The sequence below is a fragment of the Streptomyces lusitanus genome (assembly GCF_042647945.1).
GTDB classification, from domain to species: domain Bacteria; phylum Actinomycetota; class Actinomycetes; order Streptomycetales; family Streptomycetaceae; genus Streptomyces; species Streptomyces pseudogriseolus.
The window spans coordinates 394,667-409,925 of the sequence record NZ_JBHRWL010000009.1; the positions used below are offsets into that span (position 1 = coordinate 394,667).

A 15,259-nucleotide genomic window follows, 5' to 3' on the forward strand; every position below is an offset into this window, starting at 1 on the left:
CGTCAGGTGTATCCGTTCTGGCGTGTTGACGGCATCAACGCGCACGACCTAGTGTGACGTGTGAGGGGTCGGTCGAAGGGGGAGACATGACGCGGTGGTCCGACGGCGGCTCCGGTTCCTCCGACCTGCGCTCGGCGCTGAGGGAACTCCTGACGCGGCTAAGGGGCGCGGCCGTGGACGGCGTTGTGCCGGAGGGTGACTTCGTCGAAGGCGTGCGGGCTCTCGCGCTCGGGGAGGCCGAGCGGGAGCGGCTGCGTCACGAGCTGGCCCGGCTGGGGCTGCCCGTGCGGAAGTTGCACGTGCACGCAGAAGTCGACCCCCAGGCCGGTGAAAAGGTTGCACGGGATTGCGGAGAAAGTATGTTCCCGAGATTGGCTCCGGTGCGGGGACTGCTGGCCCGGTACGCCGACGACGACGGCTACGTGACGCCCCGGGCCTTGGACGGCGTGGTGAGGCTCGCGGGCCTGAACTCGCGCGAGGCCGGACATCTGCGAGCGACCACTCCGGTGCGGCCGCCCGACGGCCCGCCCGGCGACGGTGACGGCGAGGGCGACGACGCCGGTGACAGCGACCGGACGGCGGACGCGTCGAGTCAGGAAAACTCCGACGTGATGCCGCCCGACTCCGATCCCGAGGACACGGACGAGCCCGATCCGGGTGAACTGCACGACCTCGAGGAGGACGAGCCCGAAGCGCCGGACGGCCTCTCCGCTGACCACGGCGACCTGAGCGACCTGGGCGAACTCGCTGAGGCGATGGCAGCGGCTCATAGTGTCCTGGAGACCGACCGACGGACAAGGCACCCCGCGAAGACACTGCTGTCGGCGCAGGCCGAAGTCGGTTTGGCCGTCCTTGTGCGCGGCGGACCGCACCACATGGCACAGGAGCCCGATGAGGACGAACTGAGGTCCCTGCCGGTCGGCGACCTCAGGATTCGCGCCCGCAACTGCCTCGTGGAGCACAATCAGCGCCTAGTCCACTCCATTGTGCGCGGCTACGTCGACCAGGGGCTCGACTACGAGGACCTGGCCCAGCACGGTTGCCTCGGCCTCCTGCGGGCTGCCCGCAAGTTCGACCCGTCCAAAGGCTTCAAGTTCTCGACCTACGCGACCTGGTGGATCAGACAGTCGGTGACGCGGGCCATCGCGGACGAGGGCGCCCTGATCCGGGTCCCGGTGCACATGCACGAGCAGATGCGGAAGGTGGCGAAGGCGGAGCGGGAACTCGCCGCCGAGGGTCGACGCGCAGGTGACGCCGAGGTCGCCGTGCGGTGCGACGTGACTCTGCAGAAGGTGCAGGAGATCCGTCGCCTTACTCACCGCACGGATTCCCTGGACCGTGTGATCGGGGACGGTGCGACCCTCGCGGATCTCGTGGCGGAGACGCACGTCACGCCGCCGCTGGAGAAGCAGGTCGTGGGTGCCCTGTACGTGGAGGACGTGCTGGCCGTCGTCGACACGTTCTCGGAACGAGAGGCGCGCATCCTCGTGCGCCGTCTCGGCCTGGACGGTGACGAGCCGTCCACTCTGGACGATCTGGGGCGCGAGTTCGGGGTGACCAGGGAACGCATCCGGCAGATCGAGGGCAAGACCAAGCCCGTGCTGCGACTCCGCCTGCGTGAAGCCGGCCTCGTCGGCCTGGACGCCGCCTGCGAGGAGGCCGAGCGGGCGGCCGAGCGGGCGGCGGAAGCCCGGCGTGCCGCACGGATCGCCCGGGCCACGCACGCGGCCCGCACCGCCCGCGCTCGCGCCGCACTGCGTAAGGCGAGGACGAAGCGCGGCGACGCGACGGCTGCTCAGCAGACCGGTGAGGCTGTCCGCACCCCCGCCGTCGAACCGCAGCCGGATCGCGCGGTCACGCAGGCTCCGTCCGACGCTGTGGACTCGCCGGCGGAGCCGGACGCCGGATCCAAGGCCGTCGAGAGCGAGTCCGTAACCGAAGTCCCCACTGTCACCGCGGCGGAGCCGGACGTCGCCGCTGCTGACTGGGAGCGCGCCCGCGCCTTGGCAGAGGCGCCCGTCGACCACGCGTCCTGGCTCGTCGACTACGCACGGGCCGCACTGGGCGAAGACGAGCTGACCGCGCTCCTCGGGCTGTCGGCCGCCGCCGTCGCACGTGACGCGCATGACGGCGGGCGTCTGTCCCGCCCGGTGCTGACGGCTCTCGAAGTGCTGCGGCGGGTCTTCGACGCCCTCGTGACCGCGGGACAGCAGCCGGGTGACTTCTTCGACCGGCCGGCTGAGGCGCTCGTCGGCGTCACCCCACGTGACTACCTCCTGCGCCGCCCGCTCGTGAACCGCGAGTCGCGGCTGGCCGTACGGGACGCGTTGCGCGAATACCTCGCCGACGCGCCTGTCTCTCGTCCCGATGCGGAGACGGCGGAAGAGACGCCCGCGCCGGTGGAACCGGAGGGCGAAGCTGGACGGGACGAGGCGCAGGACGTGCCGGTGGCTCCCTCCCCGCCCGCCGCCTCGAGTGACCGGAGCGCGGAGCCGACCCAGGCCACCGCCGACTGGGACAAGGCTTTGGATCTGGTGGAGCCGCCACTCGGCGGGACAGTTGCGTGGCGGGCCGAGTACGCGCTGCTAGCGCTCGGGCACCTGCAGCTGTCCGTTCTTCTGGGTCCGTCGGCCGCTCACGCGGTGATGCGCGCGGCGCGGCACCGGGGATCGCTGGACCGTCCGGTCGTCCAGGCCCTCGACACGCTCGTCGACGTCTTTACCGTGCTGCGGGAGCTGGGCCTCCGCCCCGAGCACTTCTTCGAGGAGCCCGCGGACAGACTGGCAGGGGCGACTCCTCGCGCATACCTTGCTACGGCTCCGCTGGTCAGCGACGGGGCACGCCAGGCCATCGGGGACGCGCTGCGCGAATTCACCGCGGCTCGGAGCACGCAGGACGAGCCCACGAGACCCGAGGCCGGCACCGGTCCTATGACGGCTGTGACCACCGACGCCGAGGCGAGCGACGGCAGCCCGGCGGCAACTCCCGCCGGCAACGCCGTGGACGCTCAAGCGCCGGCCGAGCGCGAACTCCCGTCCACCAGGGACCACGACGTCTGCGAGGCGCGGCTCGAAACGATGACGCGGGAGTTCGAACGGCGACTGGCCGAGGAACGCAACGCTGCCGAGGAGCGGGCCGCCGCTCAGCGGGCAGAGGCCGAGCGTGAACTGGAGGCATGGGAAGACGTCCTGCTCGCGCGCATGGACGCCGTTCTGCTCCGACGCGAGCGACGCATACGTGCCGCCGCCGAGGCGCGCATCGCGGAGGTGACGGCACAGCATCACGACCTGTACCGGTCGGTGCTGGACCGGGCCGAGAAGGCTGAGGAGATCGCCGGGTCGCTGGCGGCACAGCGAGCCAGAGCGGAGACTCTCGAGACGCGACTGCGCGACTACCGGGAGGGCGCCGAAGCTCGCATCGCGGAGCTCGAGAGGCGGCTGACCGAAACCCAGAGAACCGCTGCCGAGCGTGAACGCGCTGCCGAAGCGCTGGTGACCGAACTGGTCACCCGCGCCCAGGAGGCTGAGGCCACCGCGACCGAGCGCGTCAACGCCCTCACCTCGGCACGCGAGGAGTACCGACAGGGCGCCCGCCTGCGTATCGCCGAACTCGAGGCCCGGCTGCGAGACGCCGAGGACGCCCTCGAACAGCGCGACCGGTTCGTCGAAGCGGCCCGCCGGCATGCGGAGGAAGCGGAACAACAGGCGGCACAGCGCATCGCGCAGAGCGAGCACAACGCCTGGCTGCGGATCACCGACCTGCAGAACCAGCTGAACGAGGCAGAGGCACGACTGGCCGCAACACAAGATGCGGAACGAAGCCGGGGCCTGCTCCGCGACCGCTGGCGCCGTACGTCCTGAGCCCGCGGCCACCCACACGTCACCTCCCTCTTCCACGATCACAGGAACAGCCATGGATGCCAGACAAGAACTCGTCTCCTACCTGCGACGACAACTCGTCGGGCCGGTCAACGGCGATGACGAGACGCTCGACGCGCCCCCCGACCGGCAGTACCTCATGGGCACCCTCTACCCGCAGGAAGCCGACCTCCAGGGGCAGCTGGACCTCGCCAAGGAGGAGTTCGAGGGAGCGGGCACGGAACGCGGGGCCGAGGACACCGCGCCGGCCGGCGATCCCGTGCCCGAGTCGAACTCCTGGCTCCCTTCGTCCCTGGGCTTCAGCTTCTACACGGACGCCCGGACCCTGGAGGTCGAGTGTTCCGCCGCCCGCTATCTGACGGTGTCGCACACGGGCCGGCGGGGTCGCACGTGGCAGCGCGTCGCGATACCGGCCGAGACGCACCTCCTCGAACCGGGTCGGGACGCCGTCGCCGTTCTCGACGCACGGGCGGAACTCCGCGTAACGCGGCGCGCTTTCGGTGCCGGACAGCTCGTGACCGTCGCCCTGGTCAATGCGGCTCAGTACGACGCCGCCCTCGGCAAGAACGCCCACTGGGACCGCATGCTGTTCCAGGTGGAGCTGCGGGCCCGGCCGGTCGGCGGCCAGGTCCTTCAGTACCCGAGCGTGCTCCTCGCCAGCCGGGACCTGGAGGAACAGGAACTGCGGTTGCAGTACCGCCATGTGCGCACCCACGCCGTCGGACACGGGTGCGCCGTCGAGGAACTGCACGACGACGAAGGCCGGTCGGTGACCGGACTGCGGGCGGCCGTCATGCCGGAGGCCGAGGTCACGGGCGTACGCGCCGCCGGACTCACCGACACGCCCGTACTCAGTCTCACGCACCTCGCCGACCCGTCCGTCCCGGTCGAACAGCTGCGGGAGGAGCTGGCCGAGTTCGCCTCGGCGTACCGCGCCTGGTACGTGGGCCAGCTGAACACCGAGGTGCCCGAGTGGGGCCGCGCGGCCGCCGAGCGTGTCCTCGCCCGGATCGGCACCGCCGTCGCCCGCATCGAAGCCGGCGTTCGCGCACTGTGCGATCCCGCACGACCCGAGCTGCTGCACGCGTTCCGAGCCGCGAACCGCGCCATGGCACTGCAGATGCGCCACTCCGCCCCCGATCTCGCCGGCTCCCGGCGCTCCCGTCACGACAACTCCGTGCCACCGGACCCCGAGCCCAATCCGGAGGCAGCCTGGCGACCGTTCCAGCTGGCGTTCTTCCTGCTGGCGGTGGAAGGAGCCGCCGACCCCCGGCACCCCGACCGTGCTGTCACCGACCTCATCTGGTTCCCGACCGGCGGTGGAAAGACCGAGGCGTACCTGCTGCTGGCCGCGTTCGTGATGGTGCTGCGCCGCGAGAGCCCGGACGGTGGGGGCACCGCCGTACTCAGCCGCTACACGCTCAGCCTGCTCACCACCCAGCAGTTCCAGCGCGCTTCCACGACCGTGTGCGCTCTGGAGTCCATGCGCCGTGCCGACCCGGCCACCTACGGCGACGAACCCTTCTCCATCGGTCTGTGGGTCGGGGAGACCACCACCGCGAACACCTACGAGAAGGCACGCCGCGACTTCGAGACCGTGAGGGCTGCCTCCGCCCCGGACGACGTGTTCATCCTCGACCGCTGTCCGTGGTGCGGCACGCGCATCCTGCCCGCTCACAAGTCACCCGACATCGACGACTACGGTGTGCGCGCCGGCGCCGACTCGTTCACCTTCTTCTGCCCCAGAGACGCGTGCCTCTTCCACGACGAGCTGCCCGTCGCCGTCGTGGACGAGCACATGTACGACCGGCCGCCGAGCTTCGTCCTCGGCACGGTCGACAAGTTCGCCCGGCTGGCGTGGGAGTCCCGCGCGGGCCGCCTCTTCGGAGCAGGCACCGGGAAACTGCCACCATCCCTGGTCATCCAGGACGAGTTGCATCTGCTCACGGGCCCGCTCGGTACCACGGTCGGGCTGTACGAAGCAGCTGTCCTCGGCCTGTGCACCGCTCCGGACGGCACCGGGCCCAAGGTGGTGGCCTCCACCGCCACCATCCGGCGCTCCGGCGAACAGGTCCGCGCCCTGTACGGAGGAGACGTCCAGCTGTTCCCGCCTGCGGGACTCGACGCCCGCCACTCCTACTTCGCGGAACCTGACACCACCCGTCCGGGCCGGCGCTACGTCGGTGTCATGGCGCAAGGGCACACCGCCGGCCGTGCCTCCGTCGCCACCGCCGCCGCCCTGCTCCAGGGTGCGTGGGAACTGCCGGAGGAACACCGCGACGCCTACTGGACGCTCGTCGCGTACCACCACAGCCTGCGCGAACTCGGCCGCACGGTCACCGCCGCGGCCGACGACATTCCCGCCCAGCTCGCGGGACTGGACTCCGGGAACGGCGTACGTCCCCTGCCGGACCAGCAGGTCGAGGAGCTCACCAGCAACCTGCCCCGCGCGGAGCAGCCGGTGCTGCTGGACAGGCTGGAGAAGAGCTGGGACGACAGCAAGTCGGTGTCCTTCCTGCCGTGCACCAACATGCTGTCCGTGGGCGTCGACGTGAAGCGGCTCGCGCTGATGCTGATGCAGGGCCAGCCCAAGACGACCGCGGAGTACATCCAGGCGACCAGCCGAGTGGGCCGTCACACGGTGCCCGGCCTTGTGGTGACCTTCTTCAACGCCACCCGTCCCCGGGACCGTTCGCACTACGAGACCTTCGACGTCTACCACCGGGCGCTTTACCGGCACGTCGAGCCGACCAGCGTCACCCCGTGGTCCGTGCCGTCCCGCCGCCGTGCCCTGCACGCGGTGCTGGTCGTCCTCGTACGGCATCGGCTCGGCCTCGCGGCGGAGAACCAGGCCGGAGAGGTCCTCGACCGGATGGCGGAGGCGGAGGCGCTGATCCGGGAGCTGGCGGGCCGCGCGGAGGCCGCCGAGCCCGGGGCCGGTGAGGTCGCGCACAAGGAACTCACCGGCCTGCTCGCCGACTGGGAGGACCTGGCGCGCCAGGCCCGCAAGGAAGGACGCGAGCTGTACTACCGCAGCCAGGGCAAGGGCCAGTCCAATCTGATCAAAAGCTTCGAGCAGGTTCACGGGCTGTGGGAGGCACCCAACTCGATGCGCAACGTCGACCGTGAATGCCAGGTGACAGTGAAGGGAGCCGACCTGTGAGCCGGACACTCCGGGTACGTCAGTCGCAGACCGTGGTGCCCTTCGGTGTCGGAGCCGTCTTCGACATCCAGGGTGAGTCGTTCGTCGCCGCCGGCATCGGTGACTGGCCGACCCGGGGCCGGCAGCCGGTCGAGTCGGCGCGGCTCGCCGACCGCCTGGGCGTCACCGGCTTCTTCGCCGCGCCCGCCACCGCCAACGACCGCTTCGACATCGCCGACGCTCCAGGAGCGCCCTACATCCGCTTCCCTTCCTGGTTGTTCTGCGGGGCGTGCCGGCGGATGAAGCGATGGCGGATCGCGGACGAGAAGCACGGACAGGCGCCCCGCTGCCCTGCGTGCTCGCCGGCCCGGACGCTGGCGCCGATGCGGTTCGTGCAGATCTGCCAGGGCGGACACCTCGGCGACGTCGACTGGTGGTTCTGGGCGCATTCGCGCAGGGACGGGGGTGAACGACGGCAGTGCGCCGAGCGCGAGAAGCTGAAGTTCCTCGTCTCCGAACGGGCGTCGGGACTCGAGGCGCTGTCCGTCGCCTGCACGGCGAAGGAGTGCGGAGCCGTACGCGACTTGCTCGACGTGCTCGGCACCCACGGTCTGCGCTGCTCCGGACGCAACCCGTGGCAGCGCGCCAGTGAGGCGACACAGTGCACGAGGCCGGTACAGATCGTGCAGCGCACCGCGGGCAACCTGTACTACCCCGTCGTGCACTCGGCGCTCGACATCCCCGAGCCGGACGCCCCCCAGCTCACCGATGACGCGGTCGCCGACCAGGTGCGCGAACACCACCTGTGGGTGTCGCTGTGCCGGGACCCCAAGTCGTCGCGTGCCACCGTCTTCCGGGGAATGATCCAGGAGGACACGGGAGCTGACGACGCCCTGCTGGACGCCCTCCTCACCGAGGAAACGGGCGGGGCGGGGCCCGCCACCGCCACCACCACGTCGACAGGACCCGCACGGCCCGATCTCAGCCGGGAGGAGTGGGCGGCCTTCATGGAGCCCGCCCCGCCGGCGACCCGTGACTTCGCTCTCCGGGAGACCACCCTCGGGCTGGCCGGTGAGACGGCCGAGCCCTGGTCCTCCCTCGCCGGCCGGTTCGGCCGTGTCGTGCTGGTGGACCGGTTGCGCGAGGTCCGTGCCCTGTCCGGCTTCACACGGGTGTCACCCGACGCCACCGTGGTTCCCGCCGACACCTCGCGCCGGCTGCGGTGGCTGCCCGCCGTCGAGGTCTTCGGTGAGGGCATTTTTCTTACCCTCGACCACAGCGCACTGCGGGAATGGGAAGAGCGGCCGGACGTCCGCAGGAGGGTCGCCGGCATGCGGGCCGACCTCGACCGCTCGTTCCAGAAGGACCGCCTGGAGAACGTCACCGGCCCGGAACTCGCGCCGCGCTTCGTGCTCCTGCACACGCTCGCTCATCTGCTCATCCGGCAGCTGTCCTTCGAGTCCGGCTACACGACGGCGAGTCTGCGCGAACGGATCTACGCCCGCCCGGAGCAGAACCAGTACGGCATCCTCGTGTACACGGCTGCCGGAGACGCCGAGGGGACCCTGGGGGGACTCGTCCGGCAGGGCGAGCCACCGCGGCTGGCCGAGACCCTGCTGCGGATGACGGAGGCCGCCGCATGGTGCTCCGCCGACCCGCTCTGCGCCGAGCACACCGGTCAGGGCTTCGGCAACCTCAACCGAGCCGCCTGTCACGCCTGCGCCTTGCTGCCCGAAACCAGCTGCGAGGCCGGCAACAGCCTGCTGGACCGTGCCCTCGTGGTGGGCGGGGAACACGCACCCGGGTACCTGGAATCCATCGTCACCGCGGCCCGCGCCGCGGCCGCCACCGCCCTGGAGCAGGCATGACCATCACCTACCTGGACCTGGCTCCCGCGCAACGTGACGGCCTCGACGGCCTCCCCTTCGACGGGAACCACCTGGTCAGCGGCCCACCTGGCAGCGGCAAAAGCGTCCTCGTCGCACAGCGCGCCGTCATGCTCGCCCTCACCGGCACACCGGTGGTCGTGCTGACGTACTCCAACCTGCTGCGGCAGTCGCTCAAGGCGTCCGTGCACGCGCTGGGCCCGGCGGACCGGTCCATCCGCGTGATGACCGCTCACCGCTGGCTCACCGAGTGGTACGGGACCACTCCGCCGGGCAACGGCGGCGGCTGGTACGACTGGGAGGCTCTCTGGAACCGGGCGGCCGAGGCTCCCCCCACGACAGGGCCCGTCCTGGTGGTGGACGAAGGCCAGGACCTGCCTCCCGAGTTCTATCTGCTCTGCCGCATGCTCAAGGCGCGGATGACGGTCTTCGCGGACGAATGTCAGCGGCTCACCGACACCAACTCCACTCTGGACGAGATCAGCCGCAACCTCGGTCGTCACACACGACACGAACTCGACGGCAACCACCGCAACACCGACCAGATCGCGGATTTCGCCGCCCAGTTCCACATCGGCAAGGCCACGCCCGCCCTTCCCGGACGGCAAGGACCGGTCCCACGCCTCCATCGCTTCCACGAGCGGGGAGCGGCGGATCTGCTCGTCCTGCTCGCCCAGTCGCAGCCCCGTAAGACCATAGGAGTCATCGCGGCCACCAAGCACATGCAGTTCTCGCTGCTCGGGAGCATCCAGAACCGTGCGCCACGCATCAAACCCCAGTTGTACACCTCGCAGTCCAGAGGCAACCTCTACCGGAACCTGGATCTGGCCCGTCCCGGCATCGTGATCGTCCACCGTGCGAGCGCGAAGGGTCTCAGCTTCGACACCGTGGTCATCCCCGACACGCACCAGGACGCGGCGACGGACCCCACGTCCGCTGGACTGCGCATGTCCTACTACGTCATGGCCACCCGCGCGCGACACGAACTGCACCTCGGCTACGAGGGAGACACGGAGCCGCCCTTGCTGGCTCAGGTGGGCCGTGGGGTACTGCAGCGGGGGTAGGAACGGCGCAGGCCGGCCACGGTCGTCAACCGACCCGCAGCGTGCCGTCGGCGAAGCCCAGCACCTCCTCGATGCCGAGCCCCCGCCGCTCCTCCCCACCGCTGCGCAGCACCCAGCCCTGATCCCACTCGACCCGCCACACGCCCCCGACCCGGTTCTCCCACTCGACGAAGCCACCGGGAGTCCCCTCCAGCTGAGGGATCTCCTGGCGCAGCATCCGGGGGTACGTCAACGCCCGCGCCGCGCTCGTGCTGCCGCCGCCCGTGCGGGGGTTGTCGAAGCTCATCTTCAGGAAGGGCACCGCTTCCCGGCCGATCTCGGCGGGGCTCAGCATCGTCCGGTACCGGGCCTGTGCTTCCTCCAGGGTCTCCCGCCCGGACACCTCCGACTCGAAGCCGGGGAACACGATGTACGTGATGGCCGTGAGGCCGGGGTTCTGGGCTCGGTGGTGTCCGTGGACCTCGGGAGCCGTCGCGGCCACCGCGTCGAAGTCGTAGCCGGCTGCCGAGAAGCCCCGTACCGCCGCAAGGGGGCGGCCTTCGCCGATCAGCGCTTGCTCGTGCTGCCGCGCGAATGCCAAAACCCCTCGCGCGAGTCCCTCGTCATGCCTGCCGCGCTGGTTCGTCTGAAGCAGCCGGCGCCCGTCTGCCGTCACCGCTCCCGCGAAGTGCAGCACGGGGCCGAGTGACCATGTCCAGGCCCGGTCGAGACCGGCGAGCGGGGCGGCGTTCGGGAAGCCGGCGAGTGTGGTGAGCAGATCCATGACTCCTGCACCGGGGAGGAAGCACCAAGTAACGGGCGTGACCCTATCCCGGTCCGGAGGAGACGGTGGGGACCGGCCGTGCGCCGGTCCCCACCGGGATCCCGAGGGGGGGGCTCAGCTGTACGGAATGACCAGCACGGACTTGTCCGTGCCCGTCTGGAGCTTCGACGCCCCGTTGCCGATCGCGCTCCACACCTCGAGCCGCACCGTGCCGTTCCTGAGGGTGCTCAGGGAGCCCGTCGCGGACTTGAGGCCGCGGGCCTGGGTGTACTCCTCCCAGCCGGTCACCGGGTCGGTCGCGAAGTAGTGGTACGTCTCCGTCCGGTCGAAGCTGCCGTCGCCGGTGAAGTCGTAGCTCACCCGCGCCTGCTGGCCGAGGCCGACCGTCGTGCCGGCGTCGACCTGGAGGCGGAAGGCCGTCTGGCCGCCCGAGGTCGGGGTGCCGTTGACGCCCCGCACCTCGTAGACGAGCGGCTGGTACGGGGTGCCGTCGTGGTTGGCGCCGTTCCCGGACGGGATGGTGTCGCTGCCGGCCGTGCCGCCCGTCGCCGTGGTGAGGACGCCGCCGGCGCGCAGCTGGAAGGTGTTGCCGGTCGGCGGCTCCGGGTCGGGATCGGGGTCCGAGGAGCCGGTGCCCGTGCTCGACGCCGTGGAACGGGCCGGCACGGTCATCGTCTTGCCGTCGGAGAAGGTCACCGTGCGGGCCGAGGAAGCGTGGTTGTGGGCCACGTAGGTCCGGGTCGTGCCCTTGGTGAACACCGCGGAGGTCGGGATGTCACCCGTCACCGTGGCGTCCGGGGCGCCGACGGCGTCCAGCGTGGTGAGCCAGTGGTAGGTGTGCGCCTTCGACTCACCCTGCTCCGGGGTGTAACCGCCGTTGCCCGCGTCCCACTTGGCCTTCGCCGAGGCCGGGTCGGTGAACGACTCGAACTCCCAGAGGATGTCGCGCCATTCGACGGCGGGCCCGCCGTTCTCCCGTTCCATCTCGGCGATGTTGCGCCGGATCGCCGCCTTCTCACCGCCGAGGTGCAGCGAACCGCCCGTCACGGGCAGGACGTTGATGCCGTGGATCTCCTCGGGGTTCGCGGTCCACCAGGTGGAGTACGCGGCGCCGCTGCCCCACACCATGCCGGCCGTGCTGTGGCCGAAGGACGCCGGGAAGACCTGCTCGTCGGCGTCAAACCAGTACTGGGCGATCGACTCCGACTCCGTGGTCAGCAGGAAGGAGCCGAGGTCCCGCAGCGAGGTGTCACCGGTCGCGGAACCCCAGAGAATGAGCGCCGCGCTGAGGTTGGTCGACTCGGAGGACGACTCCTGGTTGTTGCCGGCGGCGAAGCCCTGGTGGCCGGAGGCCCAGCCGTGGCCGGCGTAGACGTCGAAGCCGCGCAGGAACGGGAACGCGGAGTCGGTGCGGCTCGGGTTCGCGGTGTCCCGCACAAGGGTCTTGACCATGCCGCCCCACGCCGAGTCGGCGGCCCACGACGGGTCGTACTGGGCGATGATCGCCGCCGCGTAGACGTAGTACCCGTAGTGGAAGTGGTGGTCGTTCAGCTCGGTGTCACTGCCGTACGAGGCCGGGTAACCGGTGAGCGTCTTCCAGGCCTGGTCGTAGCTGAACTCGTTCGCGCCGCCCGCCGTGAACCAGTCCTGGAGCCGGCCCTTCATCAGGTTCAGCATCCGGTCGCGGATGCCGGTCTCGCCGATCTGGTCGGCCACGGGCACCAGTTGGGCGAGACGGCCCAGCGCCTTGCCGGTCCAGTAGGTGTCGACCGCGCCGGAGAACGGGTCGGAGGCGTTCACCACGTCGTTCAGATAGCCGCGCAGCCGGGCCGTGTCCACGCCGTTCGACTTCGGCAGCGCGGGCAGTACCGCCGCCGCCTTCTGGCTGGTGCTGAACGACGTCCCCTCGCGCACCTTCATGGTGCCGCGCGGCGAGACGTACGTGTACGAGGTGAGCGCGTCGGTGGTGTGCAGCCACTGGTGGCGGTAGAGGGCCTGGAGCGTGCCGCGCTCGGTGCCCTCCTTCGCCTCCGTGGTCAGCGTGTACGTGGCCCTGACGGTGCCGCCGCTGTAGCCCCAGGTCACCTTGGAGCCGGTGACGAAGCTGTAGGCGTACTTGCGGAACGTCGCCAGCGCGTCGGTGGACGGCAGCACGGCGACGGAGAAGTAGTCCTTGCCGCCGAGGCCCGCGGTGACGGTGGAGCCGGAGACGTTCCAGTCGCTGCCGGTCGGGGCGAAGAGGGCGTAGTGGTGTCCGGCGACGGTGATGCCGAGGACGTTGCCCTGGTCGGCGAAGACGGCGGGGGCGCCCGCGGTGGTGATCTGGGCGTTGCCGCCGGAGCCCTTGGCGTACACGAACGGCGAGCCGTGCCCGATGGTGGTGCGCAGGGTCCGGGTTCCGTCGGACCAGTAGGGGGTGACCGTCCAGTCGGACCAGTCGTCGGCCTTGGTGTCGGGGGAGTTGAGGCCGGTCAGTCCGATGGTGAGGTCGCGCTTGTGGGCGAACTCGTACTGGCGGCCGTCGCCGGTGATGGTGGGGGCCGTCGGGTACCCGACGTCGAGTCCGCCGGCGGTGGCCTGGTAGGTGAGGGGGTGCCCGTACATGGGGGTCGAGTACGGGTTGTCGCCGTAGCGCTGGAAGGCGAGGGAGGACCACCAGTCGTTGGTGGGCACGGGGCGGTTCCGGGCGGCGGTGGTCACCTTCGGGGTGACCGGCGTGCCCGTGTTGGTCGTGGGGCCGGACGTCCCGGCAGGCCGGGTGTCGGAGTAACTGCCCGCGCCTACGGGAATGGTGGCAGCGGCCGCGGGGGCGGCGGCCGGGCCCAGGCCGACGACGGCGAGGGCCGACGCCAGCAGCAGAACGGTTGCCGGTCTGGTGCGTGGGGATGGCATGAGTCACCTCAAGTTGTGACTGGGGGAGACTCTGAGAGCGCTCTCAGATGGCCGGAACGTAAAGCCGGTGTAATTCACGTGTCAATAGTTTGAACACAGCGAGCCTGTAGGGGACTTGGAAGTCGTCAGGTCTTCGACACCGGTTCGGGGCCGTGCGGGGCGGCTCTGCGGGCGAACTGGAGCGTGGTTCCGGCGGCGGCGCGTCCGGTACCCCGGGACGCACCGCCTCAGCCGTGAGAGCGTCGGAGACTCAGCGCGTCCGAACGCCCGCGACCGCGCGGTCCCGCCACAGGCAGTACACCGCGGCCGGATCGTCGTAGTACCGCCAGGGGAGGGCGTTCACGTACCCGTCGACCAGCCGGAACTGCTGCAGCGCCTCCGCGCACCGGTTCTGCCGGGTCAGGAAGTAGGCCAGCAGATGACGTACGGCAGGCACGTCCGGGTGGTCCGGCGGCGCGGCGGACACGTCCGCCAGGGCGTCGTCGACCAGATCGAACACATACGGCTCACGGAAGTCGTCCGCCTTCGCCGCGCTGTCACGGTGCTCGTACCACGCGATCAGCGGCAGCGCCGCGAGCAGCCTGCCGGCAGGCGCCTTGGCCGCGGCCTCCCGCGCGAAGGACGCGGCCAGGTTCTCCGAACCGTGCCACTTGGCGCACCAGTACTGGAGGGCCGCCGTGTGCGCGCCGAAGTGGTGGGGGTCCCGGGTGGTGACCTCCTCCCAGATGCGGCGCATCCTGTCGTGGGAGTAGTTCAGGCCGAGCGCGGTCCAGATCTCGCTGACGTACGGGGAGGGGTCGTCCGGGTTCACCTCCATGGCCCGCGCGTTCCGTTGCGGTGCCTGCGCCAGCGTGCGACCGAATCCCTCGAACTGCTTGCTGCTGGTGTCCTTCGCCCAGCCGCCGCCCCGCAGATGCCAGGCCAGGGCCACGGTCGCCCGGGCCCGGACCAGCGCCGCGTCCGGATCGTCAGGGCCGGCCGACTTTTCCCAGGCGTCCAGCCAGCTGCCGGGCTGCGCGGCGCGGTGCGTGCTGAGCACGCCGACGTAGTGGGAACGACGTGCCCAGTCGCGCTGCTCCCTGGTCCGGGCCAGGAGGCGTGCCGCCGGTTCCCAGTCGCCCCGGCTCGCCGCTGCCCCGGCCTGCTCCAGCTCGGCGTCGGCCGCGGAGTACAGCGTGTTCTGGGCGGACCGGGGCAGAAAACCCAGTGCCTCGGCCCTGCGGGCCGATCTGCGAGGCGAGGAAGGCCCTCCTGCGGAACGGCGGTAGTAGGCCACGGACACGGCCACGCCCAGTCCGACGACGATGAGGCGGGTGATCTCCACCGGTCACGCACCGCCTTGGTGTGCTGTGACCGTCATGAAGAGTTGCGCACGAACGAATTCACCCATGGGGGCGGAGTCCTCCTGAGGCGGAAAGGCAGCGGGGAAGGGCGTGGGGGGAGGGGGAGTATGACCCGCCGTCATCGCACGTCGCAAATGTGTTCCCCGGCCTCGCCGGTCACAGCGCGGGGTTCGCGTGCTCCGTCGGGAGGCGGCCGTGGGCCGACGCGCCGAAGGCCGGCGACATCGACCGGGGTATGGCCGTACCCGTGCCCGGCTGAAGAGGCGGGCGTACGCGCGTGTCATCCCGGGC

General features: G+C 70.7%; 7 protein-coding genes. 4 read left to right on the forward strand and 3 right to left on the reverse strand.

What is annotated here, in order from left to right:
- Positions 1-86 precede the first annotated feature (86 nt).
- The 4 genes from ACFOSY_RS17410 to ACFOSY_RS17425 are packed head-to-tail and all read left to right on the forward strand — an operon-like array spanning position 87 to position 9,970.
- A complete protein-coding gene (locus ACFOSY_RS17410) occupies positions 87-3,860 on the forward strand; it encodes a sigma-70 family RNA polymerase sigma factor (RefSeq protein ID WP_394307723.1) in 3,774 nt (1,257 codons plus the stop codon).
- A gap of 52 nt (positions 3,861-3,912) precedes the next feature.
- Positions 3,913-7,041: a helicase-related protein gene (locus tag ACFOSY_RS17415; protein ID WP_394307724.1), complete on the forward strand. Its 3,129-nt coding sequence runs from the start codon at positions 3,913-3,915 to the stop codon at positions 7,039-7,041.
- Positions 7,038-8,888, forward strand: coding sequence for a DrmB family protein (drmB, locus tag ACFOSY_RS17420; RefSeq protein WP_394307725.1), 1,851 nt, complete (start codon positions 7,038-7,040; stop codon positions 8,886-8,888). Before ACFOSY_RS17415 ends, drmB begins: the two co-directional genes overlap by 4 nt.
- Positions 8,885-9,970, forward strand: coding sequence for an AAA family ATPase (locus ACFOSY_RS17425; protein WP_394307726.1), 1,086 nt, complete (start codon positions 8,885-8,887; stop codon positions 9,968-9,970). The genes drmB and ACFOSY_RS17425 overlap by 4 nt, the downstream gene beginning before the upstream one ends.
- A gap of 25 nt (positions 9,971-9,995) precedes the next feature.
- Here ACFOSY_RS17425 and ACFOSY_RS17430 read toward each other — a convergent pair whose 3' ends face one another.
- The 3 genes from ACFOSY_RS17430 to ACFOSY_RS17440 all read right to left on the reverse strand — a co-directional run bounded on the left by ACFOSY_RS17430 (position 9,996) and on the right by ACFOSY_RS17440 (position 14,949).
- Positions 9,996-10,733 carry a hypothetical protein gene (locus ACFOSY_RS17430; protein ID WP_394307727.1) on the reverse strand — a complete coding sequence of 246 codons (738 nt, stop codon included), beginning with the start codon at positions 10,731-10,733 and terminating at the stop codon, positions 9,996-9,998.
- A gap of 114 nt (positions 10,734-10,847) precedes the next feature.
- Positions 10,848-13,625, reverse strand: coding sequence for a glycosyl hydrolase (locus tag ACFOSY_RS17435; protein WP_394307728.1), 2,778 nt, complete (start codon positions 13,623-13,625; stop codon positions 10,848-10,850).
- A 250-nt stretch (positions 13,626-13,875) separates the two neighbouring features.
- On the reverse strand, positions 13,876-14,949 hold the full coding sequence (locus ACFOSY_RS17440) for a hypothetical protein (protein ID WP_394307729.1): 1,074 nt from the start codon (positions 14,947-14,949) through the stop codon (positions 13,876-13,878).
- Between the last annotated feature and the right edge of the window lie 310 nt (positions 14,950-15,259).

Excerpts from the sequence above, each read along its gene's own strand:
- ACFOSY_RS17430 (WP_394307727.1), bottom strand. The coding sequence starts at position 10,733 with ATGGATCTGCTCACCACACTCGCCGGCTTCCCGAACGCCGCCCCGCTC.
- ACFOSY_RS17410 (WP_394307723.1), top strand. The coding sequence starts at position 87 with ATGACGCGGTGGTCCGACGGCGGCTCCGGTTCCTCCGACCTGCGCTCG.
- ACFOSY_RS17415 (WP_394307724.1), top strand. The coding sequence starts at position 3,913 with ATGGATGCCAGACAAGAACTCGTCTCCTACCTGCGACGACAACTCGTC.
- ACFOSY_RS17435 (WP_394307728.1), bottom strand. The coding sequence starts at position 13,625 with ATGCCATCCCCACGCACCAGACCGGCAACCGTTCTGCTGCTGGCGTCG.
- ACFOSY_RS17425 (WP_394307726.1), top strand. The coding sequence starts at position 8,885 with ATGACCATCACCTACCTGGACCTGGCTCCCGCGCAACGTGACGGCCTC.